Source organism: Granulicatella sp. HMSC31F03, from assembly GCF_001807725.1.
Classification (GTDB): Bacteria; Bacillota; Bacilli; order Lactobacillales; family Aerococcaceae; genus Granulicatella; species Granulicatella adiacens.
In genome coordinates this window covers 68,150-93,122 of sequence record NZ_KV790866.1, presented here as the reverse complement: position 1 = coordinate 93,122, position 24,973 = coordinate 68,150, and the positions used below count along the sequence as shown (strand labels likewise).

General features: G+C 37.2%; 23 protein-coding genes. 22 read left to right on the top strand and 1 reads right to left on the bottom strand.

Translation table 11 applies throughout. The features are described from left to right. Window positions 1-14 precede the first annotated feature (14 nt). From glyS to HMPREF3106_RS06860, 7 genes are read left to right on the top strand one after another with little or no spacing between them, the layout of a single operon-like run. Window positions 15-2,084 carry a glycine--tRNA ligase subunit beta gene (gene glyS / locus HMPREF3106_RS06890; RefSeq protein WP_070445350.1) on the top strand — a complete coding sequence of 690 codons (2,070 nt, stop codon included), beginning with the start codon at window positions 15-17 and terminating at the stop codon, window positions 2,082-2,084. Between the two features lie 31 nt (window positions 2,085-2,115). Then, on the top strand, window positions 2,116-3,423 hold the full coding sequence (gene obgE / locus HMPREF3106_RS06885) for a GTPase ObgE (RefSeq protein WP_039848793.1): 1,308 nt from the start codon (window positions 2,116-2,118) through the stop codon (window positions 3,421-3,423). A gap of 12 nt (window positions 3,424-3,435) precedes the next feature. Then, window positions 3,436-5,259 (top strand): acyltransferase family protein, encoded by a 1,824-nt coding sequence (locus HMPREF3106_RS06880; RefSeq protein ID WP_070445347.1) that lies wholly within the window; start codon window positions 3,436-3,438, stop codon window positions 5,257-5,259. A gap of 1 nt (window position 5,260) precedes the next feature. Then, on the top strand, window positions 5,261-6,205 hold the full coding sequence (rnz, locus tag HMPREF3106_RS06875; RefSeq protein WP_070445344.1) for a ribonuclease Z: 945 nt from the start codon (window positions 5,261-5,263) through the stop codon (window positions 6,203-6,205). After that, the gene (locus HMPREF3106_RS06870) at window positions 6,192-6,989 is read left to right on the top strand and encodes an SDR family NAD(P)-dependent oxidoreductase (protein ID WP_070445341.1); all 798 of its coding nucleotides are present in this window, start codon (window positions 6,192-6,194) and stop codon (window positions 6,987-6,989) included. The genes rnz and HMPREF3106_RS06870 overlap by 14 nt, the downstream gene beginning before the upstream one ends. A 12-nt stretch (window positions 6,990-7,001) precedes the next feature. Further along, window positions 7,002-9,317 carry a single-stranded-DNA-specific exonuclease RecJ gene (gene recJ / locus HMPREF3106_RS06865; protein WP_070445338.1) on the top strand — a complete coding sequence of 772 codons (2,316 nt, stop codon included), beginning with the start codon at window positions 7,002-7,004 and terminating at the stop codon, window positions 9,315-9,317. 24 nt (window positions 9,318-9,341) lie between these two features. Then, a complete protein-coding gene (locus HMPREF3106_RS06860) occupies window positions 9,342-9,869 on the top strand; it encodes an adenine phosphoribosyltransferase (protein WP_049555465.1) in 528 nt (175 codons plus the stop codon). Window positions 9,870-9,917: 48 nt separating this feature from the next. On the opposite strand, the gene HMPREF3106_RS06855 is transcribed toward HMPREF3106_RS06860, so the two are convergent. Further along, window positions 9,918-11,198: a hydroxymethylglutaryl-CoA reductase, degradative gene (locus tag HMPREF3106_RS06855; protein ID WP_070445335.1), complete on the bottom strand. Its 1,281-nt coding sequence runs from the start codon at window positions 11,196-11,198 to the stop codon at window positions 9,918-9,920. 116 nt (window positions 11,199-11,314) lie between these two features. Between HMPREF3106_RS06855 and HMPREF3106_RS06850 the strand changes: the two genes are divergently transcribed. The 15 genes from HMPREF3106_RS06850 (at window position 11,315) to rny (ending at window position 24,922) form a co-directional block, all read left to right on the top strand. After that, the gene (locus HMPREF3106_RS06850) at window positions 11,315-11,905 is read left to right on the top strand and encodes an immunity protein Imm33 domain-containing protein (RefSeq protein WP_246827547.1); all 591 of its coding nucleotides are present in this window, start codon (window positions 11,315-11,317) and stop codon (window positions 11,903-11,905) included. Window positions 11,906-11,926: 21 nt separating this feature from the next. Next, the gene (locus HMPREF3106_RS06845) at window positions 11,927-12,670 is read left to right on the top strand and encodes an acyl-[acyl-carrier-protein] thioesterase (RefSeq protein WP_246827546.1); all 744 of its coding nucleotides are present in this window, start codon (window positions 11,927-11,929) and stop codon (window positions 12,668-12,670) included. Between the two features lie 206 nt (window positions 12,671-12,876). After that, window positions 12,877-13,488 carry a 30S ribosomal protein S4 gene (gene rpsD, locus HMPREF3106_RS06840; RefSeq protein WP_070445329.1) on the top strand — a complete coding sequence of 204 codons (612 nt, stop codon included), beginning with the start codon at window positions 12,877-12,879 and terminating at the stop codon, window positions 13,486-13,488. A gap of 112 nt (window positions 13,489-13,600) precedes the next feature. Continuing rightward, a complete protein-coding gene (locus HMPREF3106_RS06835; RefSeq protein ID WP_070445326.1) occupies window positions 13,601-14,017 on the top strand; it encodes a GNAT family N-acetyltransferase in 417 nt (138 codons plus the stop codon). Between the two features lie 70 nt (window positions 14,018-14,087). After that, entirely contained in the window at window positions 14,088-14,387 is a 300-nt protein-coding gene (locus HMPREF3106_RS06830) for a HesB/YadR/YfhF family protein (RefSeq protein WP_070445323.1), read from the top strand. A 111-nt stretch (window positions 14,388-14,498) separates the two neighbouring features. Next, a complete protein-coding gene (gene tgt, locus HMPREF3106_RS06825; protein ID WP_070445319.1) occupies window positions 14,499-15,644 on the top strand; it encodes a tRNA guanosine(34) transglycosylase Tgt in 1,146 nt (381 codons plus the stop codon). Window positions 15,645-15,711: 67 nt separating this feature from the next. Beyond that, the gene (gene yajC, locus HMPREF3106_RS06820; protein WP_005605610.1) at window positions 15,712-16,029 is read left to right on the top strand and encodes a preprotein translocase subunit YajC; all 318 of its coding nucleotides are present in this window, start codon (window positions 15,712-15,714) and stop codon (window positions 16,027-16,029) included. Between the two features lie 3 nt (window positions 16,030-16,032). Further along, the gene (locus HMPREF3106_RS06815; protein WP_005605609.1) at window positions 16,033-16,308 is read left to right on the top strand and encodes a post-transcriptional regulator; all 276 of its coding nucleotides are present in this window, start codon (window positions 16,033-16,035) and stop codon (window positions 16,306-16,308) included. Between the two features lie 262 nt (window positions 16,309-16,570). After that, the gene (gene adhE, locus HMPREF3106_RS06810; RefSeq protein WP_070445316.1) at window positions 16,571-19,201 is read left to right on the top strand and encodes a bifunctional acetaldehyde-CoA/alcohol dehydrogenase; all 2,631 of its coding nucleotides are present in this window, start codon (window positions 16,571-16,573) and stop codon (window positions 19,199-19,201) included. Window positions 19,202-19,309: 108 nt separating this feature from the next. Then, entirely contained in the window at window positions 19,310-19,714 is a 405-nt protein-coding gene (locus tag HMPREF3106_RS06805; protein WP_005605605.1) for a metal-dependent transcriptional regulator, read from the top strand. Window positions 19,715-19,843: 129 nt separating this feature from the next. Further along, a complete protein-coding gene (locus HMPREF3106_RS06800; RefSeq protein ID WP_070445313.1) occupies window positions 19,844-21,160 on the top strand; it encodes a DRTGG domain-containing protein in 1,317 nt (438 codons plus the stop codon). Beyond that, window positions 21,160-21,813, top strand: coding sequence for a DHH family phosphoesterase (locus HMPREF3106_RS06795; RefSeq protein WP_246827544.1), 654 nt, complete (start codon window positions 21,160-21,162; stop codon window positions 21,811-21,813). The genes HMPREF3106_RS06800 and HMPREF3106_RS06795 overlap by 1 nt, the downstream gene beginning before the upstream one ends. Next, window positions 21,788-22,126: a DHH family phosphoesterase gene (locus tag HMPREF3106_RS09670; RefSeq protein ID WP_246827542.1), complete on the top strand. Its 339-nt coding sequence runs from the start codon at window positions 21,788-21,790 to the stop codon at window positions 22,124-22,126. Before HMPREF3106_RS06795 ends, HMPREF3106_RS09670 begins: the two co-directional genes overlap by 26 nt. Window positions 22,127-22,210: 84 nt before the next feature. Continuing rightward, on the top strand, window positions 22,211-23,173 hold the full coding sequence (locus HMPREF3106_RS06790; RefSeq protein ID WP_070445309.1) for a DHH family phosphoesterase: 963 nt from the start codon (window positions 22,211-22,213) through the stop codon (window positions 23,171-23,173). A gap of 186 nt (window positions 23,174-23,359) precedes the next feature. Next, window positions 23,360-24,922 carry a ribonuclease Y gene (rny, locus tag HMPREF3106_RS06785; RefSeq protein ID WP_070445306.1) on the top strand — a complete coding sequence of 521 codons (1,563 nt, stop codon included), beginning with the start codon at window positions 23,360-23,362 and terminating at the stop codon, window positions 24,920-24,922. Window positions 24,923-24,973: the final 51 nt, after the last annotated feature.

Below are 24,973 nucleotides of genomic sequence, written 5' to 3'. Positions count from 1 at the left end.
TTGGAGGAGAAAGAATGACACAATCATTATTATTAGAAATCGGTTTAGAAGAATTACCTGCTCAATATGTTCGAACAAGCTCTGAACAATTATCAAAACGTGTAGAAGACTTCTTCAAAGATGAAAACTTAGAATTTGAATCCGTAGAAGCATTTGCCACTCCTAGAAGATTAGCAGTTCGAGTAAATGGCTTAGTCGAAGAACAAGCTGACCGAGAAGAAATCTTTAAAGGACCATCGCTTGCAATCGCTCAAAAAGATGGAGCTTGGACAAAGGCAGCTGAAGGATTTGTTCGTGGGAAAGGGTTAACAACAGATGATATTTACGTTGAAGAAGTGAATGGCGTTGAATACATTCATGTGAAACAACATATCGCTGGTAAATCAACAAAAGAAGTGGTTAAAAACTTATCTTCTGTGATTACAGATATGAAATTCCCAGTAACCATGCGTTGGGCAGCTCATACATTTGAATACTTACGTCCAATTCACTGGATTGTTGCGTTATACGGCAATGAAGTCATCGAAGAAATCGGCGTATTAGATGTCAAAGCTGGACGCATTTCAAGAGGACATCGATTCCTTGGAAAAGAAGCAACGATTGAAAATCCAGAAAGCTATGAAAAAGCATTGGCTGAACAATTTGTCATCGTGAACCAAGATGAACGTAAAGCATTAGTTCGCAAGCAAATTGAAGAATTAGCTGCTAAAAACAACTGGATTATTCCAATCGATGAAGACTTGTTAGAGGAAGTAAGTTCAATCCTTGAATACCCAACAGCATTTGCGGGTACTTTTGATGAAAAATACTTAGTCGTTCCAGAACCAGTATTAGTGACGTCAATGAAAGAACACCAACGTTATTTTGTCGTGTATAACCAGGAAAAACAATTATTACCATTCTTCGTTTCAGTACGTAACGGGAATGATTACATGATTGAAAATGTCGCAAAAGGAAATCAAAAAGTGTTAACAGCTCGTCTAGAAGATGCGTTATTCTTCTACGAAGAAGACTTAAAGATTCCTATGACAACTTTCTTGAAGAAACTAGAAACATTGAACTTTCATGCCAAGATTGGTTCTATGACAGAGAAAATGGACCGCGTGCAATTACTTGTGGGACGTATTGCAAAAGAATTGAACGTACCAAGTGATGTCGTTGTCACAGCTCAACGTGCCGCTTCTATTTACAAATTCGACTTAGTAACAAACATGGTTGGTGAATTCCCTGAATTACAAGGAATCATGGGTGAAATCTATGCCTTGAAACAAGGAGAAACGCAAGAAGTTGCCCAAGCTATCCGTGAACACTATATGCCAACAAGTGCAGATGGTGAATTGCCTTCTTCTGTACCAGGTGCTTTACTTGCGGTTGCAGATAAATTAGATACTTTCTTAAGCTTTACAGCTGCAGGAATGCTTCCAACAGGTTCAAATGACCCTTATGCGCTTCGCCGTCAAGTAATGGGGCTAGTACAAATCCTTGCAGCCTTTGATTGGAATATTGAAATTGAAGACTTTACTAAATTGTTATTAGGTCTTGATTATGCTGAATTCCTATCAGGTAAAGAGGAAGAAGTCGAAACGTTTATCTTAAGCTTTATTCGTGAACGTGTAGCACAACGTATTGCTACAATTACAAAACGTCATGATATTATCGATGCGGTTGTAAACAGTCATACTTCATCAGTTCCTGAACAATTAAAAGCTGCAAAAGTTCTTTCAGCCGTTTCTGAATCTGAAGAATTTAAAGGAATTACAGAGGCCTTAAATCGTGTTATCAATATTAGTGCAAAAGCTCAGGATGATGCGAGTGGCGCAATTTTAGAAGATCGTCTTGAAACAGAAAGTGAACGAACTTTAGTAAAAGCTATTAAAGAACTTCATTCAAAAGTACAAACATTAACTCCTGAAGAACTTTATAGTCATTTAGAAGCAATGGCACCAAAAATCAATGATTTCTTCAATGAAAATATGGTAATGGTGGACGATGAAGCGACTCGTCGTAACCGTCTAAGATTCTTAGGATTGCTATCTGAAATCATTTTAGATTTAGCAGATTTCACATCATTAATTGTTAAATAAGACCCCTCACACAGAAAGGAGAGTGAATGAAATGGCAGTATTTTATGATCGTGCCACGATTCAAGTCAAAGCCGGAAAAGGTGGAGACGGAATGGTTGCGTTTCGTCGTGAAAAATACGTACCAGACGGAGGCCCGGCTGGTGGAGACGGCGGTAAAGGAGGAAGTGTCATTTTTAAAGTCGATTCAGGACTTAGAACTTTATTAGATTTCCGTCACAAACGTCATTTCAAAGCAAAACCTGGTGAAAACGGCATGAGTAAGAGTATGTATGGCCGTGGAGCAGAAGACTTAATCGTTAAAGTTCCACCAGGAACAATCGTTAGAAATGCTGAGACGAAAGCGCTGATTGCTGACTTAGTGGAAGATGGGCAAGAAGTAGTAGTTGCTAAAGGTGGCCGTGGTGGTAGAGGAAATATCCGTTTTGCAACGCATAAAAACCCTGCACCAGACATTGCTGAGAACGGTGAACCAGGGGAAGAGTTTGAACTCGATTTAGAATTAAAAGTTTTAGCTGACGTTGGTTTAGTTGGATTCCCATCTGTAGGGAAGTCCACTTTACTATCCGTGATTTCAAGCGCAAAACCAAAAATTGCGGACTATCACTTTACAACATTGAATCCTCAATTAGGAATGGCGCAGTCTCCAAATGGCGAGCAATTCGTTGTTGCAGACTTACCTGGATTAATTGAAGGAGCTCATACAGGTGTAGGGCTTGGAATTCATTTCTTAAAACATATCGAACGTACAAAAGTATTACTTCATGTGATCGATATGGCCGCAATGGAAGGCCGTGATCCTTTTGAAGATTACAAGATTATTCAAGAGGAATTAGGAAGTTATCACCTACGCTTATTGGAACGTCCAATGCTAATCGTAGCTAACAAAATGGACCAACCACAAGCGGAAGAAAACTTAGAGAAGTTCAAGAAAGATTTAGCGGATAGCTTGGCTGAAGGTGAAGAAATGCCAGAAATTTTCCCAATTTCTGCATATCGTCGTGAAGGCCTTCAAGCATTGCTTGCTAGAACTGCTGAAGTGTTAGAAGAAACAGAATTCTTCCCATTAAACGAAGAAGTAGTGGAAACACATATCGTTTATGGATTAGAAGAAGAGGAAGCACCATTCAAAGTGACAAGAGATCCAGATGGAACTTGGGTACTCTATGGTGACAAGATTGAAAAACTATTCAAGATGACTAATATGGAACATGATGAGTCTGTTATGCGATTCTCACGTCAATTACGTGGAATGGGTGTAGATAGCACTTTACGTGAAAAAGGCGCTGAAAATGGCGATTTAGTACGCATTCTAAACTTCTCATTCGAGTTCGTAGATTAAGGAGTTTTGAATATGATTGATAGAAGTGAGATGGAAAAACGTTTTTACGTATCTTCCTTTGACGGCCTAAGAGCGATAGGAATTCTTAGTATTATTATTTATCACTTGTATTCTTATCGCTTACCGGGTGGATTTCTTGGATTGGACATCTTCCTCATTTTAGCGGGATACTTTATGACAAACCGCTTAATGACAAGTTTGATGAACGATGGAAAGATTCCTTTGAAGCAGTTTTTACTAAAACGATTAGCGCGTATTGCACTGCCTTTAATCGCAATGCTCGTTTTAGTGTTCATTTATATTACGTTGTTTCAAAATGAGATGTTGGTGAACTTAAGAGGATCATTTACTTCCAGTTTAGTGTTTTTAAATAACTGGTGGCAGATTCTTAGAGCTCAAACGTTTATTCCAAACTTATTAACGGAAAATCCATTTGAACACTTATGGTATATCTCATTGGCCTTTCAATTTTACTTATTGTGGCCGATTGTGTTTGCATTCTTAAGTTTATTCGTTAAGAAGCATAATACATTGTTTGTGGCTATCGTTGTGTTAGCTACAGCTTCATTTGGATTAATGCTCTTTAGTTATAAAGGAGCAGACTCATTAACGTATGTCACGATGAGCACTTGGACCCGATTGTTTTCAATGCTTATTGGTTCATGTACGGCATTGTTATATCCTTTAGATCGTTTCCAAAAGGAACATAAATCTAGATTGCCGTATGAGCAATATTTACGCTTAATCCCAATTGTGTTAATGTTCATTTTATTATTTACGCTCGGACGTAACGAAGATATTACGTATCGTGGTGGAATGTTGCTTTTTGATTTAACAGTTGCTGCTGTGATTTTGATGAGCCTACATCCAAAAGTAGGAACAGGGATTTTATTCCGTTTCAAACCATTAACAGTGATTGGTCGTAGGAGTTTATCGTATTATTTATGGTTCTTACCGATTATTGTCTTATACCAAGCAAAAATGGGCATTATTGGTTCAAGTAGTTTAATTCACGGCATCATCCAATTAGTACTGATTCTCTTCTTTGGAGAAGTTTGGTATCAAGTGTTTGAGAAAAGACGTTATCTTCAAATGGCCCGTAAAATAATGGGGCTGTTGAATGAAAAAACAGCTTTTGGAAAACAAATTTTCTTTGGAATCTGTGCGGTGCCACTCATCATTTTAGCAGTTGGTTTAGTACAGTCTACAAGTAAACTGTCTGAACAAGAGGCCACTCTTACAGAATTAATCCATACAAACCAAACAATTGTGGATAATACACAACAAACGGATAAAAAATTACTGAAAACCATTAATAACGTGGTTGGTTTAACTCGTGAAGAAACCGTCTTTAGTAGTAATAGTTCAATTACCTTTATCGGAGACCAATCCCTTCTTGCAATTGCCAATGAACTCACGACCATTTACCCTAATGCCGTGATGCATGCAACAACGATTGCACAAGTAACAGACTTATCTTCAACGATTAACGAATTAAAATCGAAGAATCAATTAAATGACATCGTTGTATTAATGTTTGGTGCTAATAGTGCTTTTACAAAAGGACAATTGGAACGTGAATTGAAACGAATTGGTATGGAAAAACAAATCTTCCTTGTTACGACAACAACGTCTAAAACATGGAGAGAGGATGTCAATAACGTGTACGCTTCTGTAAGTGAGAAGTATTCGAATGTCCATGTTCTTGACTGGAATGAGTATTCCAAAGACCAAGATTGGTTCTATTCACATAAATCGTATGTAACGGAAGTTGGTGCTCATGAAGAAGCGCTATTCTTTGCGAAAAAAATATATGAAACATTGAGAGGAAATTAAAATGGAATTGCAATTTCTAGGAACAGGTGCTGGCGTACCTTCTAAAATGAGAAACGTCACTTCAATTGCATTAAAGCTTCTCGATGAGATTAATGAAGTGTGGTTATTCGATTGCGGAGAAGCTACACAGCAACAGATTTTAAATACAAATATTCGTCCAGGAAAAATCAAGAAGATTTTCATCACACATATGCATGGGGATCATATCTTTGGTTTACCAGGACTACTTACTAGTCGTTCTTTCCAAGGCGGAGAAGATGATTTAACCCTCTTTGGTCCTAAAGGAATTAAGAACTTTATCGACACAACGATTCAGGCTTCTTGTTCTAAATTGGGATATCCTTTAAAAGTTGTTGAATATGAAAAGGAAGGTCTTCTTTTTGAGGATAAGCATTTTAAAGTAGAAATGAAGCGGCTCGAACATGGAATTCCTTCTTATGGATTCCGTGTCACTGAAAAAGATCAACCAGGCGAACTTCAAGCAGACCGTCTAAAAGAGTTAGGAATTCCTTTTGGTCCACTCTATGGCAAGTTGAAAAAAGGGGAGACGATTACTCTAGAAGATGGAACAATCGTGAATGGACAAGATTATATTTCACCAGATATTAAAGGTCGTGTGGTAACTATTTGCGGGGATACTCGTAAATGTGAAGCTAGTGAAATCTTAGCTTATCGTTCGGATGTACTGGTCCATGAGGCAACGTATGAAGGAGATAAAGGCCAACAAGCCTATCGTCATTTCCATTCAACAAGTCTTCAAGCAGCTGAAGTAGCTAAAAACGCTGAAGTAAAACGACTCTTGTTAACGCATATTAGTGCTCGCTATATTGGAAAACAATCCCAAGAGTTAGAAGACGAAGCAAAAACTATCTTTGAAAATGTTCAAGTTGTAAAAGACTTCGACATTGTGACCGTTGAAAGGATTAAACATCATGAAGGATGCTAAATGGTTTACGAATCAAGTGGCTCTTGTCACTGGAGCAAGTGGTGGATTAGGTGCACAAATCGCAATTGAATTAGCTAAAAGAGACGTGCAACTCATTCTTGTAGCTCGTAATATGGATAAACTAGAGCAAGTATCTAAGGAGTGCCAATCGTTCACTACAAAACCTGTCGATATTTATTCGTGTGATTTAACCGATGATGCGTCTGTTCAAGACTTATTATCAACTCTTGATGAAAAATACAAAATTACGATGGTCATCAACAATGCTGGCCTTGGCTACCTTAAATATGCTAAAGACTTAAGTGAATCTGAGATTAATCAAATGCTTCAGTTAAACTTGAATACATTAATTAAAATCACTCAGCATTTTGTACCTAGGTTTATTGAAGATAAGAGCGGAGTAATTGTGAATATCGCTTCTCAAGCTGGAAAATCGGCAACAGTAAAATCATCCGTGTATTCAGCAACCAAATTTGGAGTGTTAGGGTATTCGAATGCACTGCGTTTAGAATTAAAACCATATGGTATTCATGTGATGACTGTGAATCCTGGACCGATTGCGACAGACTTCTTTGATAAAGCTGAGCCAACTGGAAAATACTTAGAGCAATTAGGCGCTGTAGTATTAGATCCAGCGAAGGTAGCAGGAGAAGTTGTTAAAGGAATTGCAAAAGAAAAACGTGAAGTGAATTTGCCAAAAGCAATGAACTTTGCAAGTAAATTAAATGTGTTATTCCCGAAAATAGGAGACAAACTATTAGGGAGTATTTTCAATAAAAAGTAGAGGAGGTGTACGATGAGTTTTGCAAATTATGCATGGAAGTTAAAAGAGAATGTGGATGAAGAACTCGTAACATCTCTTTCGAGTGAAAGTGCTGTATCCAAAAATCTCGTCCGCTTATGTGTGGAACGTGGAATTCAAACAGCAGAAGAGATGCAAGAGTTTCTTTCGCCAACACCACATCTAATCCACGATCCATTCCTTTTACACGATATGGATAAAGCGGTAGGGCGTATTCAAGAAGCTATTGAAAATGGAGAATTAATTCATATTTATGGCGACTATGATGCAGACGGGATTACGAGTACAACGATTCTCTACGAAACGCTTGAAATGCTAGGAGCTCAAGTATCGTACTATTTACCAAATCGCTTTATAGATGGTTATGGTCCAAATATTCCAGCGTTCGAACGCGCACTTGAAGAAGGCCATACGCTCATTATTACGGTAGACTGTGGAATTGCAGCGCATGAACCAATTCGTTATGCGATGGAAAATGGTTGTGATGTGATTTTAACGGACCACCATGAAATTCCAAGTGAAATTCCAGAAGCTTATGCAGTTGTCCATCCACGTCATCCAGAGGCTAATTATCCATGCAAAGATTTATCGGGTGCTGGTGTGACTTTTAAGCTTGCTCACGCGCTTCTAGGAGAGTTTCCAGAAGAAATGGTAGAATTAGCAGCGATTGGAACAATTGCGGACTTAGTCAGTCTTACAGATGAAAATAGAACGATTGCTAAACTAGGAATCGCTCAAATGAAACAAACGCAACGAATTGGACTTGTTTCATTATTAGAAAAACTATCAGTTAAAATGGATAAATTAGATGAAAAGACGATTGGTTTCCAAATTGGACCGCGCTTAAATGCGCTAGGTCGCCTTGGAGATGCTACTCCAGGTGTTCAGTTGTTGACAACGTTTGACGATGAAGAAGCACAGAGTATTGTTGATTTCATGCAATCGGAGAATGAAAGACGTCAGTCAATCGTCAATCAAATTGTCGAAGAGGCCACCCCACTTATTCAAGAACAAATGAATCAACCTATACTTGTGTTAGCTCAACCAGGTTGGCATGAAGGCGTACTTGGAATTGTAGCGAGTCGAATTGTTGAACAGACTGGTAAACCGACTCTTGTGTTAGGCATTAGTGATGACGGATTAACTGCTAAAGGTAGTGGACGTTCATTTGGAGAGTTCAATCTCTATGATGCGTTAACCAGTGTAAAAGATCATCTTTTAAAATTCGGTGGACATCACATGGCTGCTGGTTTGACAGTTGAAACAATTATGCTTCCAACGATTATTGATGGGCTAGAACAATATGCTAAAGACCATCAAGACTTATTAGATGCGAAGGCTACGTTAACGATTGATGAAGTTCTTCCATTAAAAGATATTACGGTTGAATGGATTGAGTCATTAGCAAGTCTGAAACCATTTGGTACGGATAATCCAGAACCAGTTGTTTCTATAGATGGAATCCAAGTGGCGTCTACTCAATTGCTAGGAGCGGATAAAAAACATTTGAAGCTTCATTTGAAAGAAGATAATTCTACATATACGCTACAAGCAATGGCCTTTAGTAAAGGGGAATGGGCAGCTTCTCTTCAACCAGATACCAAGATTAGCATTGCTGGTACTTTAGAGATAAATGAATGGCAAAATAATCGTCTTCCTCAATTAATGGTGAAAGATATCGCTGTGAAAGGTAGAATCGTTATTGACTGGCGGACTTCGAAGATTACTAAAGATCATCTTGATGTTGAAAATGCCCTTTATTTAGCTTCAAACGAAGTGTATTTAAAAGAACTACAAACAAGAATTCCAAGTAATTCAAGCGTGATGGATTTTTCATCTTTTGTTTCCTCAAATGAGATTCCAACCGCAAATGCGATCGTGTTATTTGATTTACCTGAAAAAGTGGAGGAAGTGGAAACTTTCTTTAAAATGGAATTTCCTCAAAAGCTATATATCATCGCGTATACGAAGAACTCAGTTGTGACCACAGGAATTCCAGATAAGTCCAAGTTTGGTAGTGTGTATAAATATATCCAATCCCATGGACAACTTCCTTACAATGAAAAATTAGTCTCAGTCGCTAATTTCTTAAAAATTCCAGTTGAACAATTCCGAGTGATATTAAAAGTGTTTTTTGAGTTAGAATTTGTTAAAATAGAAAACGGACATTTGTTTATTCATACAAGTCCTAAAACGAATGACTTGGAAGAGTCAGTTTTATTAAAGAAGTTAAAAGAACAATTATTGCTTGAAAAAAAATTCAATTATAGTCAGTTTCAAGAATTGAAAAATTGGATTGAATCGCAATAGGATAAATAAAAGGAGGAGTTCTTGATGAACTTGAAAGAATATATTGCTAGCGTTCCAAATTATCCTAAAGAGGGTATTATTTTTCGTGATATTTCTCCATTAATGGCAAACGGAAAAGCTTACCAATACGCAACTCAACAAATTGTTGACTATGCACGTAAAATTGGTGCTGATATGATTGTTGGTCCTGAAGCGCGTGGATTTATCGTTGGATGTCCTGTAGCGTATGAATTAGGAATCGGATTTGCGCCAGCTCGTAAAAAAGGAAAATTACCTCGTGAAACAGTAGCTGTTGAATATGATTTAGAATACGGATCAGCAGAATTACACTTACACAAAGATGCTGTAAAACCTGGTCAAAAAGTTCTTATCTGTGATGACTTATTAGCAACAGGTGGAACAATGGCTGCCGCTGCAAAATTAGTTGAAAAACTTGGCGGTGAAGTTGTTGGTTTAGCGTTCTTAGTAGAATTAACAGACTTAAAAGGTCGCGAAAAAATTAGCGAATACGACATCTTCACATTAATGGAATACACTGAAGACGAAAGATAATGAAAATAAAGAAGACTTCCTTAGCATTAAGCTAGGGAAGTCTATTTTTTATTTTCTTATTTTTTCTAATAGAGCTTTGGCAGTTTCTTGATTTAAGTGAGGTGCTTTAGCGAGTAAATTCATAAGAAGCGGAAGTTCATCTTCTGTTGCTCCAACTGCTAGTCCTAAGGATTTCGCTTGTAGTCTCATATGTCCTTTTTGAATGCCATCTGTTACAAGAGCTCTTACAGCAGCAAGGTTTTGCGCTAAACCAATCGATGCAATGATTCCCGCTAGTTCAACAGCACTTGGATGACCGAGTAACTCGTGTGCAAATTGTGCACCTGGATGAATTGCAATTGAACCTCCGACCGTTCCAACAGGAAGAGGAAGAGTGATAGTACCCACTAAGTTCCCTGCCTCATCTTTTGTCCAATTTGTCAGTGGTTGATATTGTCCGCTTAAACTTGCATAAGCATGAGCACCAGCCTCGATTGCTCGCCAGTCATTTCCAGTAGCGATGACAACAGAATCAATACCGTTCATAATTCCTTTGTTATGCGTAGTTGCACGGTAAGGGTCCGCTTTAGAAAATTCACTTGCTAAAACGATTCGGCTGATAACTTCTTCGCCTTTAGTCGTTCTTGTATCTAAGATTCTAGGAGAGAGTACGCATTTAGCAGTGACAACGGAGTTTGTTGCAAGGTTTGATAGAATGGCCATAATGCTTTCGCCGCAAGTCATTGCTTCAATTGGTGATACGAGTGCTTCAAGGATGGTGTTCAGCATATTTGCTCCCATTGCTTCTTTTGTATCAACTGATACGTAGAAAATGAAAAATCCTTCTTTGTCAGTAGACTTTTCTTCGACCCATATTTCTCGAATTCCTCCGCCACGTTTCACGATAGAAGGATGAGCATTATTCGCAATCGAAAAGAGCGATTCTCTTTGTTGTTCTAGTTTAGTTTTTACTTCTTCAAGTGTTAGAGGAGATTTAACAATGGCAATTTCTCCAATCATTTCGCGCTTTTCTTGTAACGTTGTGGCTCCACCAGCTAAGTTGATTAATTTTGAAGCATAGCTCGCTGCAGCAATAACAGAAGGTTCTTCCGTTACCATTGGAACGATATAACTTTTTCCGTTCACGATTAATTCTGGAACGATTCCATAGGGTAGGCCGTATATTTCAATTTGGTTTTCGACCATTTGGTTTGCGATGGATTCAGGTAGCGCTAGACCTTTGTTTAGTTGCTCTTTAGCTTTACTAGTCAAAGTAGGATGATTGAATAATATTTCTTTTCTTTCGTCAAGAGATTTTAGATAAAACTTGTAAAAAGGGTTGTTTTGCATCAATGTGCTCCTTTCATGCTTTCATTCAGTATAACAAATTTTTAGAGTTTGCGGGTATGATACAGGTAAAATTTTTAAAAATGAGGTACACTAGTAAACGTGAAAGGAGAGATTTTATGGAATTTATTCGTGAAGTGAATGGTCGCCGTCTGATTTTAGTGGCGGATGAAGAGTACCAAAAAGAAGCAGAAGATATGCTTACTTTCGTAGAAGAATATTTTGAGGAGAATTGGGACGAGGTCGACACTTTAATTCCAATTCATTATGGACAAGTGAAAGTCATTCCTAAAGGGGAAGATTTCCAAGTAGTCGTTCAAAATTACGAACATAAACTATTAGATGAATGGGTGGAAGATTTCTCTTATTTCCTAGATATTATTCGTAAAACGATTCAAAATGGAAAACGTACGAAAACATTAGGCCGTCTGATTCCATTCCGTTTCGATGGACCATTAGTGATTGCTAACCATACTTTTGAAGTGGATGAGTGGTATGCACACCGTTTTGATGATGAAACTTGGTATATTGCTCCAATCGATCAAACGATTGATCCTCAACCACTAGAAGGAAATCAAGCGTATGAAATCTTTCCAGATTACCCAGAATTATATGAAGTAATGCATTTACCAACCGACTATATTATCTTATTCAAGGGGCATGACATTGTTTCAGTATTGAATACAGATAGCGAAGATGTATGGAACTAGTCAATAACGAAAGGATGTACTATGGTAGAATCAATTTGTCGTATGAATCATGTTGTGAAGGCGTATGAGTGTAATTGGAAAGGAGAGTTATCACTAAGTCATGTTGTTGGGATTATGATGTTAGCTTCTCGCAAACAAGAACGTAGTCTAGCGCATCCTGATTTGATCTATCAAAAAGGTCTTTCATGGATTGTGATTCAAAACCAATTAACGGTTAATCGTCTTCCTAAATTAGAAGAAGAAATTATTGTCGAAACGGAGCCTGTTGGATATAACAAGTTCTTTACGTTCCGTCGTTATACCATCTTATCTCAAGAGGAAGAAGTTTTAGTCGATGCATTAACAACATTTTCGATGATTAATATCAAAGAGCGAAAACTCATCTCACTCGATGAAGAAGTGCTTAACGAATATCCAATTGAGAATAAAAAGGATAATCGTCGGAATCCAAGAGTTCCAAAAATCGACTTGGATAATGCAAGTGTCCAAACGTATCGCGTTCGCTTGAATGATATCGATTATAATCACCATGTGAATAATGCAAAGTATTTCGATTGGGTGATGGATAGCCTTGGCATGGACTTTATTAAGACTCATTCTTTAAAATCAGTTCTAGTAAAATATGATAAGGAAATTTTACCTGAAGCTACAGTTAAGAGTTTTTATGAAATTCGTGAAACTGGAAATGGAGTTCAAACATTGCACCAATTGGAATCCGATAATCAAAAATGTTGCCACTTATCTCTCGAGTGGGAAGTGAAGTAAAATCCTTGTATTTTCATAGGAAATAGGGTACAATACTTTTTGTGTAAAATATGCAGCAGAAATATAGAAGCTCGTCAACAGTCCTAGCCTTTAGGGTAAGGTAGTAACCGCGGCTGCAAAGGTGAACCCTTGTAGTGACTGCACGAATCGAAGATTTCGCGATTATTTTACTCCAAAAAAATAAACAATTATTGGAGGAATGTTCAATGTCACGTTACACTGGACCAAGCTGGAAGTTATCTCGTCGTTTAGGCATTTCACTTTCAGGAACAGGAAAAGAAATCGCTCGTCGTCCATACGCACCAGGTCAACACGGACCAAACAGCCGTAAAAAATTATCTGAGTATGGTCAACAATTACAAGAAAAACAAAAATTACGTCATATGTACGGTATGAACGAACGTCAATTTGCTACTTTATTCAAAAAAGCTGGCAAAATTAAAGAAGGTAAACATGGTGAAAACTTCATGGTTCTTCTTGAACAACGTTTAGATAACGTAGTATACCGTTTAGGTTTAGCAACTACTCGTCGTCAAGCACGTCAATTAGTGAACCACGGTCACATCACTGTGAACGGTAAACGCGTAGATATCCCTTCATTCCAAGTACAAGTTGGCGATGTTGTGGGTGTTCGTGAAAAATCACGTAACTTAACAATCATTAAAGAAGCTTTAGAAGCTTTATATGGTCGTCCAGAGTTCGTTACTTTCGACGAAGATAAATTAGAAGGTTCATTAAACCGTCTACCATTACGTGACGAGTTAACTTCTGAAGTTGACGAATCACTAGTCGTTGAGTACTATAACAAACTTGGCTAATCTTATTAGACAATTTCAGAACTGGAATTCACTATTGTGGATTCCAGTTTTTTTATTTATAATTTTGATGAAAGGTCTATAAACGATAAATAAAATAGAGAGGCTGAATATTATGATCCACTATGTTGAGAATCCAGATGTCACTGTAGAAGATGTCCTTCCTTTATATGAAGCGGTAGGATGGACCAATTACACAACTAAACCAGAAATGCTTAAAGCAGCTTTCGAAAATTCACTTCATGTATTAGCAGCGTTTAATGAAGAAGGAATACTCGTTGGTGTACTGCGCGCCGTTGGAGATGGAGCTTCTATTCTCTTTATTCAAGATATTTTGGTAACTCCTGAGTATCAACACCAGGGAATCGGCACAGAATTATTACAACAGACTCTAGAAAAGTACAAGAATGTGTATCAAATTCAATTAACTACTGATAATTCAATGAAGACGATTTCTTTTTATGAATCTAATGGGTTCACAAGTTTAACATCGCTAAACTGTGTTTCTTTCATATATACAGGTAATGAGTGAGCAAAGTTTGCTAACTTTTTATAGTTTTATGTTAGAATGAGATTGTAAATTAAAGGAAAGAGTGGATACAATGCAACTAACAATTGATAAAAAAGCACAAGCATGGTTCGAAGAAGAAATGGGTGTATCTAAAGAACGTGGGGTTCGTTTCCTAGGTAAAGTATACGGATGCAGTCCAATTCATGAAGGGTTCTCTTTAGCTGTTGAAGTTGATGCTCCAAGTAAACCTTATGTGAGTGTTGAGGAAAATGGCATTACATACTTTGTTGAAACTGGAGATGAATGGTTTTTCCAAGGACATAATTTAGAAGTAACCTTTGATGAGAAATTGAAAGAGCCAAGCTACAATTATACAAAAATTGCCGACTAAGGTTGGTAGTAGAAAGGGAGTCATTAAGTACGTGACTCCCGTTTTTATTGGACATTTTTGTCTATGTAGAGTACAGTTAGATAGTTATGAAATGAAGAAAGGATTTATGAAATGACAGAACCTGCAGTAAAATATAGATTATTAAAAACTGAAAAACATACAGGCGCTCGTCTTGGAGAAATCATTACACCACATGGTAGTTTTCCGACACCGATGTTTATGCCAGTTGGGACATTAGCTACCGTGAAATCAATGTCTCCTGAAGAATTAGATGAAATGGGTGCCAATATCATTTTAAGTAACACTTATCATTTATGGTTACGTCCTGGAGCGGATATTGTAGATGAGGCAGGAAAACTGCATAACTTCATGAACTGGAAGAAAGGGATTCTTACCGATTCAGGTGGCTTCCAAGTATTCTCACTTAGTGATATGCGTAGAATTGAAGAGGAAGGGGTTCATTTTAGAAACCATCTAAATGGATCTAAACTATTCTTATCGCCTGAAATTTCAATCGATGTTCAAAATAAATTAGGTGCGGACATTATTATGAGTTTTGACGAGTGTCCTGATTTTCATCATACACATGACTACGTGAAAAATTCGATTGCTCGTACCACTCGTTGGGCAGAGCGTGGATTAAAAGCTCATAAGTCACCAGACACACAAGCATTATTTGGTATCTTACAAGGTGCAGGCTATAAAGATTTACGTATTGCTCATGCTAAAGACATGATTTCTCTTGATTTCCCTGGGTATTCAATTGGTGGATTATCTGTTGGCGAAACAAAGCAAGAGATGAATGAAGTGTTGGATTACTTAACCCCACTGATTCCTTCTAATAAACCTCGCTATTTAATGGGAGTAGGTTCACCCGACTCATTAATCGATGGTGTCATTCGTGGAGTAGATATGTTCGACTGCGTATTACCAACACGTATTGCGCGTAACGGTACATGTATGACTAGTAGCGGACGTCTTGTAGTCAAAAATGCAAAGTACGAACGTGATTTCCGACCTTTAGATGAGAAATGTAACTGTTACACATGTCGTAACTATACACGTGCGTATATTCGTCATTTATTTAAGACAGACGAAACATTCGGATTGCGCTTAACAAGTTATCATAACTTGTACTTCTTATTAAACTTAATGAAACAAGTTCGACAAGCGATTATGGATGATAACTTATTAGAGTTTAGAGAAGCGTTCTTTGAAGAATATGGTTTCAACAAGGAAAATGCTAGAAATTTCTAAAGAATATAGAAATAGATTAATTTTTTTGATAAAGTAAAGACATATACATTGGAAATGAGGAAAGATTATGGATCAAACAACATTATTAATTTTATACGTAGTAGTAGCGGGTGGAGCATTCTGGTTCTTTGGACGTAAACAACGTCAAAGAGTTAAAGAGATGCAGGAAAGAATGGATGCCATTAAACCAGGTGATAGCGTTGTTACCATCGGAGGTTTACATGGCGTCATTGAAAAAGTGAATAGTGAAGATCAAACGGTTGAATTAAACTGTGAAGACGTTATTTTAGTATTCGAAAAACGTGCTATTCATCATGTTATTCCTACAGCAGCTCCAACAAATATTGAAGTTCGTACGGAAGAAGTAGCAACTGAAGAAGAGTAGTCTATGAACAAGGAAAGTTTAAAAGATAGACATAAAACATGGTTCCATTATAAAGTAATGGAATTTAACGAACTTGGCTATGAGACTATTTCCAAGGAAGATCTTTCACATTATTTTTTGGATTATAAATGGAAGAAGAAAATTCCTGAAAATCTTTTTGAACAAATTTTTCAAATCAATCAACTAAGTATTAATGAATATTTTGATTTTGAGTCACTAGAGGCGCAGACAAATAAAGAAATAACATTAGAAGATATCAATCTTAGTGAATTGTTTTAAAGAAAGAAGCTGGCAAAAATGTCAGCTTTTTCTTTTATAATTAAATGTAAAGGTTTGCAAAATATTTTAGAAATAGTATTGATATTTTCGGAATTATAGATAGAATAAAAGTATAGGTTAGGACATTAAAATGAAAGGGATATGAAAACAAATGAATATGTTTTCATAAGGAAAATTTTTCTATGAAAACTATTTACAAACAATGTGAAATAGTGTACGATATAAATGTGATAAAAATAACAAGCACTGGGGGAAATCACAAGTGAGTGAACAAAAAAACAACCAAGTACAACAAGAAATCGACTTATTAGTTGAGAAAGGATTAAAAGCTTTAGATGAATTCCGCTTGTTAAATCAAGAACAAGTTGACTACATTGTGGCAAAAGCATCAGTTGCTGCGTTAGACCAACACGGTGTATTAGCACAACATGCAATTGAAGAAACAGGACGTGGAGTTTTCGAAGATAAAGCAACGAAAAACTTATTTGCCTGTGAACACGTGGTGCACAATTTGCGTCACACGAAAACAGTTGGCGTTATTTCAGATGATGACGTAACTGGATTAACTTTAATCGCAGAACCAGTAGGGGTTATCTGTGGTATCACACCTACAACAAACCCAACTTCAACTGCAATTTTCAAATCGTTAATCGCATTAAAAACACGTAACCCAATCGTGTTTGCGTTCCATCCATCAGCTCAACAAAGTTCTGCACATGCAGCTCAAATCGTTCGTGATGCAGCAATTGCAGCAGGAGCTCCTGAAAACTGTATTCAATGGATTGAACATCCATCTATTGAAGCAACAAATGCTTTAATGAACCACGACGGTATTGCTACTATCTTAGCAACAGGTGGTAACGCGATGGTTAAAGCTGCTTACTCTTGCGGTAAACCAGCTCTTGGGGTTGGTGCAGGTAACGTACCAGCTTATGTTGAAAAATCAGCTAACATTCGTCAAGCTGCTCACGATATCGTAATGAGTAAATCATTCGATAATGGTATGGTATGTGCTTCTGAACAAGCTGCAATTGTTGATAAAGAAATTTACGATGATTTCGTTAAAGAATTAAAGAGCTACCACACTTACTTTGTAAACAAAAAAGAAAAAGCTTTATTAGAAGAATTCTGCTTTGGCGTAAAAGCAAACAGCAAGAACTGTGCTGGTGCTAAATTAAATGCGAACATCGTTGGTAAACCAGCTGCATGGATCGCAGAACAAGCTGGATTCTCAGTTCCAGAAGGAACAAACATTCTTGCTGCAGAATGTAAAGAAGTTGGCGAAAAAGAACCTTTAACTCGTGAAAAACTTTCTCCTGTCATTGCAGTACTTAAATCAGAATCACGTGAAGACGGTATTGAAAAGGCACGTCAAATGGTTGAGTTCAACGGTTTAGGACACTCAGCAGCAATTCATACTGAAGATGCTGAATTAGCAAAAGAATTCGGACGTGTTGTTCGTGCGATTCGTGTTATTTGGAATGCTCCTTCTACTTTTGGTGGTATCGGGGACGTTTATAACGCATTTATCCCATCATTAACACTCGGTTGCGGTTCTTACGGACGTAACTCAGTTGGGGATAACGTAAGTGTTGTAAATCTATTAAATATCAAAAAAGTAGGGAGACGTAGAAATAACATGCAATGGTTTAAAGTTCCATCAAAAATCTATTTCGAACGCGATTCAATTCAATACTTACAAAAAATGAAAAATGTAAGCCGTGTAATGATCGTAACTGACCAAGCAATGGTTAAATTAGGATTCTTACAACGTGTTATTGAACAATTAGAATTACGTCCAAACAAAGTAATTTATGAAGTATTCTCAGATGTAGAACCAGATCCAGACATCACAACAGTAAACCGTGGTGCAGAAATCATGAAGAGCTTCGAGCCAGATACAATCGTTGCACTTGGTGGTGGTTCTGTAATGGATGCTGCAAAAGTAATGTGGATGTTCTACGAACAACCACAAGTGGACTTCCGTGACTTAGTACAAAAATTCATGGATATCCGTAAACGTGCATTTAAATTCCCAGAATTAGGGGAACGTGCAAAATATGTTGGTATTCCAACTACATCTGGTACAGGTTCTGAAGTTACACCATTCGCGGTAATTTCAGATAAAGCAAACAACCGTAAATATCCATTAGCTGACTACTCACTAACACCAACAATTGCGATTGTTGACCCTGCATTAGTGATGACAGTTCCAGACTTTGTAACAGCTGATACTGGTATGGACGTATTAACTCACGCAATTGAAGCATACACTTCAACACTTGCAAATGACTATACTGATGGATTGGCACTACAAGCAATCAAATTAGTATTTGAAAACTTAGTAAGCAGTGTGAAAAATGCTGATTTCGTATCACGCGAAAAAATGCATAACGCTTCTACAATGGCTGGTATGGCATTTGCTAACGCGTTCCTTGGAATGAGCCACTCAATGGCGCATAAGGTTGGTGGATTCTTCCACACAGTTCACGGACGTACAAATGCAATCCTATTACCATACGTAATCCGTTACAATGGTACTCGTCCTGCTAAAGCAGCTACATGGCCAAAATACAACTACTACCGTGCAGATGAAAAATTCCAAGACATCGCTCGTATGTTAGGATTACCATCTTCAACTCCTGAGGAAGCAGTAGATGCACTTGCTAAAGCTGTATACGAATTAGGGGAAGCTGTGGGTATCGAAATGAACTTCAAAGCACAAGGTGTTAACCACAAAGAATGGTTAGCTACAATCCATGAGATTGCAATGCTTGCTTATGAAGATCAATGCTCACCTGCAAACCCTCGTTTACCAATGGTAGCTGATATGGAAGAAATTCTTGCGGATGCATACTTTGGATACAAAGAACGTCCAGGTCGTATCAAATAATTGATTTTAAATCTAAAGAGTCTTAGGAGTTTCCTAAGGCTCTTTCTTTGCTCTGTTTTTCAGCTGCAAAATATGCTATACTGAAAGCGAAATGAAAGGAGATGGCTTATGACACCAAATAAGGAAGATTACATTAAAACAATCTATAAATTAGGTGGTAAAGATGAATTTGTAACGAATAAAGCCATCAATCAAATGTTGGACCTTTCAGCAGCTTCCACAACAGAAATGTTAAACAAGCTAGTACATGATGGTACGGTCGAATACATTCGTTATAAAGGTGCAAAATTAACTCAAAAAGGGATTAAAGTTGCAGAACGTTTGATTCGTTCGCATAAAATCTGGGAAGTCTTTCTTGTAAATTCTCTTGGATTTAGTGGAGAGTCTGTTCATGATCAAGCAGAAATTCTTGAACATGCTTCAAGTGTTGAAATGACAGAGCGATTAGCGGAGTTTTTAGGAAATCCAACGCATTGTCCTCATGGAGAAGAAATACCTCCATATTCAGAATGAAATTGTTATAAAACTGGTCTTTTTTGACCAGTTTTTTTATTTTGTCTCTAGTATTAAAGAAGAAAATTTAGTACAATAATAGTACAGTTTAAGTTAGGTGTTTCATTTTTTTAATACAGAGGAGATATTATGACATCAAAACATCAACAAATCATTCGTTATATTGAATCACTGCCAGTTGGAGAAAAAATTTCAGTACGTTCGATTGCAAAGAATATGGAAATGAGCGAAGGTACTGCTTATCGTGCCATTAAGGAAGCTGAAAATATCGGGATTGTTTCGACCATTGAACGAGTTGGAACAATTCGTATTGAACGTAAAACAAAGGATAATCTAGAAAAACTTTCTTTTGGAGAAATTATTAAGATAATTGAAGGGGAAGTATTCGGTGGTCGTGAAGGATTAGATAAAATCTTAAACCGTTTCGTTATAGGTGCGATGACACTAGACGCTATGACACGTTATATTCAACCGGAATCGCTTGTAATTATCGGGAACCGTGAAGATGCGCAATTACTCGCTTTGAATCAAGGAGCCGCTGTGTTAATTACTGGGGGATTCCAAGCAACATTTGAATTAATTCAAAAAGCGGATGAGCTTAAAATTCCGCTGATGGGAACAACGTACGATACATTTACGGTTGCCAGCCTCATCAACCGTGCGATGACCGATCAATTGATTAAGAAGAAAATCATGATTGTTGCCGATATTTATAATGATATCGAAAATACGAATTATTTAAGAATGGATCAAACCGTTAAAGAGTATCGCGAGTTGAGTGAAAAGACAGGAAATTCTCGTTTTCCAGTTATGAATCACTCTAATCGCTTAGTAGGGGTTGTTTCCGCTAAAGATATATTAGGAAAATCTGATAGTTTAATTATTGAAAGAATCATGACTAAAAATCCTTCTGTATCTAAGTTACATGCGAGTGTGGCAAGCGTTGCGCATTCGATGATATGGAATGGTTTGGAGATGCTACCTGTTGTTCAAGATAACATGGAACTCATTGGAATCATCTCCAGACGTGACGTTATGAAAGCTATGCAATTAACACAAAGACAACCACAAGTAGGGAATACTTTCGAAGATGATGTGAGTGAGAATCTAGAAGTCATAGAAGTTAACCCAACAAATGCGAGATTTAGTTTTACAGTCACTCCTCAGATGACCAATAATTTAGGGATGCTATCTTTTGGGGTTCTTTGTGAGGTGGTTTCAGTTGCTTCGAAAGAATTTATTCATCGCAGCCAACGTCGCAATACGGTTATTGAACAATTGGAAATGCATTATTTGAGGATGATTCCAATTGAAAGCAAAATTGCGATTCAAATTCAAACTTTAGATATTGGCCGAAAAGTATCTAAAATTGATATTTCTGTGCTACTTGAAAACTCGGTGGTTGCCAAGGCAATTATGTCAAATCAATTAATGGAAAGAAACTAATGATGAATTACAAGGAATTATTAAAAGAAATCATCACTGAGATTGAAAAAGCCAATTCAATCGTGATCTTAAGGCATAGAAAACCAGACCCAGATGCTTTGGGTTCTCAAATAGGACTTAGTAAGCTGATAAAAGGGGCATATCCTGAAAAGTCAGTTTATGTTATTGGAGATATGCCCGAAAACTTGAAGTATATCGGTGATATGGATGAAATCACTCAAAAGGTGTTCAACAAATCGCTGGTTATCGTTGTGGACTGTTCCACACCTCAACTCATTAATTGTCCGTTTGAAGTGAAGGTAGATGAGGTGATTAAGATTGATCACCATCCAAATGTGACACCTTACGGAAAGGTTTGTTATGTGGATACAACGGCCGCAAGTGCTAGTGAAATCATGGCAGAATTTGCTTTTGATACAACGACACCATTTCAAATGAACAGAGAAGCCGCTAATGTTATTTACGCTGGAATTATCGGAGATACAGGACGATTCTTATATCCGTCGACTACTTCGAAAACTTTTGCGCTTGTATCAAAATTGATACAACACGATGTAGATTTGTCTGGGATTGCCGATAGGATGATTACGAAACCGCTGAATGTGAATCGAATGACAGGGTATATTTATGAGCCATTTAGAAGTATCTCCTGAAGGGATGGCAAGTGTTGTTTTAACGAAAGAAGTACTTCGTCGTTTCCAAGCTAATGACCAGTTAGCCTCTCTTGTAGTTTCAGTTCCTGGAACTGTTGAAGGGATTTTGGCTTGGAGTCTGTATGTGGAACAAGAGGATGCTACCTTTAGAGTTCATTTACGTTCAAAAGGACCAATAGTAAATCACATTGCGCAAGAGTTCGGCGGCGGAGGACATACGCTCGCGTGCGGTATTCCTTCTGTTACGCAAGCCCAAATTTTAGAAGTGGATGCTAAGTTGAAAGAGGTAGTAAGAAACTTTAAGAAAGATTGAAATAACACTCAAATAAGAGTATTATAAAGTGTTGTGTTTACAATAAAATTAGTCCAATAATTGGATGAAAGGAATTATAATATAATGAATTATACTGAGTTTTTTAAAAAGATTGATGCAGAAATTAAAAAAGCGGATTCGATTGTAATCTTACGTCATGAATCACCAGACCCAGACGCAATTGGGTCACAAGTAGGGTTAAGAGAAATTATTCGCGCGACTTATCCAGAGAAAACAGTGTATTTACTTGGTGAAATGCCTAGCTCATTAAATTATATTGGAGAAATGGACGAGATCACACAAGAGCAATTTGACGCTTCACTTGTTATTGTATTGGACTGTGCGAATACACCACGTATTGACTGCCCATTTGAAGTAGATCCATCGAAAGTGATTAAAATTGACCACCATCCAGATAGAGATGTGTATGGTGCTATTTCGTTTGTTGATACTGATTCAAGCAGTACAAGTGAGATGTTGTGTCGTTTTGCTTTTGATGCTGAAAGTACTTGGACAATGTCAAAAGAAGCAGCTAATGCACTTTATGCTGGTATTGTTGGTGATACAGGACGTTTCTTGTATCCTTCGACGACAACCATTACATTTTCAATGGTTTCTAAATTATTAGAATTCGATGTAGATATTTCAGGAATTGCGTACCAAATGATTACAAATCCTGTTTCAGTTAGTCGCTTAGCAGGATATATTTATCAAAATATGGAAATTTCTGACAATGGAGTTGCAGCAACTGTATTGACTCAGGAACATTTAAAAACTTATGGTATTGAAGAAGACCAAACACACGGAGTAATCTCATTACCAAGTACAGTAGAGGGCATTCATTGTTGGGGTCTTTTTGTGGAACAACCAGATGGAACGTATAGAGTAAATCTTCGTTCTAAAGGTCCGATTGTGAATACAATTGCTCAAAACCACGGAGGCGGTGGACACCCGCTTGCTTCTGGGGCTGTAGTGAGTACATTAGATGAAGTGCAACAAATTGTCTCTGAACTGAATGATTCAGCAAAAGAATTTTTGAATAAATAGCAATCACTTTAGTCTTTTAGTATTTTAAGTACTAAAAGACTTTTTTGTTTTAAAATTCTTCTTAAATGAATTGACTTATAACGATTTCAAGAATACAATGATATTATGTGTTAAATCACATTTAACCATAAATTATATCAATGCAATTTATTTTGATTAAAATTAAATAGAGACGGAGGTGACTCAATGGACTCAGTAGTAATAGGTGGCCTCGCGATCTTAGCTTTAATAATTGGAATTGTTGCTGGATATGTTGGTTTCAAATCAAATTATGAGAGAAAGTTAATAGCAGCTCGCGAATCGGCTGATATGATTATCAAAGATGCTGAAAAAGATGCGGATCGATTAAAGAAAGAAGTTCTTTTAGAGGCAAAAGAGGAAAATCATAAATATCGTGCTGAAGTTGAAAATGAGTTAAAAGAAAGACGAAATGAAGTACTTCTTCAAGAAAAGAGAATGATTCAACGTGAAAAGAATTTGGATCGTAAGGATGAAATTTTAGAAAAACGTGAACAATCCATTGAATCAAAGGAAACTAAAATCCAAGAGAAACTTGAAAGAGTGACAGAAAAAGAGCAGGAAGCAGAAGCTCTAGTTGCAAAACAGCAAGAAGAATTGGAACGTATTTCTACAATTAGTAAAGAAGAAGCGCAAGAAATAATTATGAAAGACATGACCGAACAGTTAAGTAAGGAACGTGCCATCATGATTAAAGAGTCTGAGCAACTTGCAAAAGATGAAGCAGATAAAAATGCTAAGAATATCATTCTTCAAGCGATTCAAAGATCTGCAGCTGATTTAGTTTCTGAAAATACAGTAACAGTTATGACTTTACCAAGTGATGAAATGAAAGGGCGAATTATTGGACGAGAAGGTCGTAATATTCGTGCGCTTGAATCATTAACGGGAATTGATGTTATTATTGATGAAACTCCAGAAGCGGTAGTTTTAAGTGGTTTCGATCCAATTCGTCGAGAAATCGCTAAGATGACCTTAGAGAAATTAATTTCTGATGGTCGAATTCATCCCGCTCGTATTGAAGAAATGGTAGAAAAATCTCGTAAAGAGATGGATGAGCGTATTCGTTCGTTTGGTGAACAAGCGACATTTGAAGTCGGAATTCACTCATTACATCCAGATTTGATTAAGATTTTAGGTCGTTTATACTTTAGAGCTAGTTACGGACAAAACGTATTGAACCATAGTATCGAAGTTGCTAAGTTAGCTGGTGTGATGGCCGGTGAACTAGGGGAAGATGTAAATCTTGCTAAACGAGCAGGTTTACTTCATGACTTAGGAAAAGCACTGGATCATGAGATTGAAGGTTCGCACGTTGAGATTGGTGCTGAAATCGCTCAAAAATATAAAGAAAACAAAGTAGTTGTAAATGCCATTGCTTCACACCATGGAGATGTTGAAGCGACTTCAACGATTGCCGTTCTTGTGGCAGCAGCCGATGCTTTATCAGCAGCTCGCCCAGGAGCAAGACGTGAATCAGTTGAGAATTATATTCGTCGTCTAGAAAGACTTGAGGCGATTGCAACAGAACACGAAGGTGTAGAAAGAAGCTTTGCAATTCAAGCAGGTCGTGAAGTACGTGTAATGGTACAACCAGACAAAATTAGTGATGAAAAGGCAATAATTTTAGCTCATGACATCAAAAATCAAATTGAAGAAGAACTCCAATATCCAGGACATATTAAAGTTACAGTTATTCGTGAGACAAGAGCAGTTGAGTTTGCTAAATAATTGGTGTACTTTAATTTTAAAAGGACATTAGAAGAAGGCTCCCTATGATTA